Below are 678 nucleotides of genomic sequence, written 5' to 3' on the forward strand. Positions count from 1 at the left end.
TCCAGGAACTGGTGGCACATCAGCAACCATTGGCCGTTTTATTCGTTACCAAAAATACGACACTAAACTGTGTGTGGTAGACCCTGAAAACTCAGTGTTTTACGACGCCTTCCAATCCGGCAACAGTGAATTAAAAGGCAATACTGGCAGCAAAATTGAAGGCATAGGCCGACCACGTGTTGAGCCAAGCTTTATCGCCGGTGTGCTTGATGAGATGCGAAAAATTCCTGATGCGGCAAGTGTCGCGACCGCGCATTGGGTTTCTCAGCTGATTGGACGTAAAGTTGGTGCATCTACGGGGACGAACCTCTACGGTGTGCTTCAACTAGCCTGCGAAATGAAACAACGCGGTGAAACAGGCTCTATCGTGACACTTCTATGTGACTCTGGTGAGCGTTACTTAGATACGTATTACGACTTAGCATGGGTAAAAGAGAACATCGGAGATATTCAACCTTACCTCGCGCAACTTGAAGTCATTCAAGCGAAAGGCTGTGTTGAGCCGGCATGTTGTGGTCCAATTACCGCTTAAGATGCAAATTCGAATATAAAAAACAGCCCGCTTATGTGCGGGCTGTTTTTTATTGATTGGGATTACTTTTTCTGACGCGCTTCAAACGCGGCCAATTGTTCTGGCCCTGCTGCCGGCTGATGGTTTTCTTTCCACTCCTCATAACT

At 47.2% G+C, this 678-nt stretch carries 1 protein-coding gene and 1 pseudogene; one reads left to right on the forward strand and one right to left on the reverse strand.

Going from position 1 to position 678, the window contains the following annotated elements:
- Positions 1–532, forward strand: a 532-nt coding sequence (locus tag R7044_RS25695) for a pyridoxal-phosphate dependent enzyme (protein ID WP_225456056.1), incomplete at its 5' end; no start/stop codon positions are given.
- Between the two features lie 62 nt (positions 533–594).
- Here the strand turns inward: R7044_RS25695 and R7044_RS25700 are convergent.
- Positions 595–678: pseudogene (locus R7044_RS25700) on the reverse strand (DUF1244 domain-containing protein); the annotation flags it as partial.

The sequence above is a fragment of the Vibrio sp. 1402 genome (assembly GCF_033340275.1).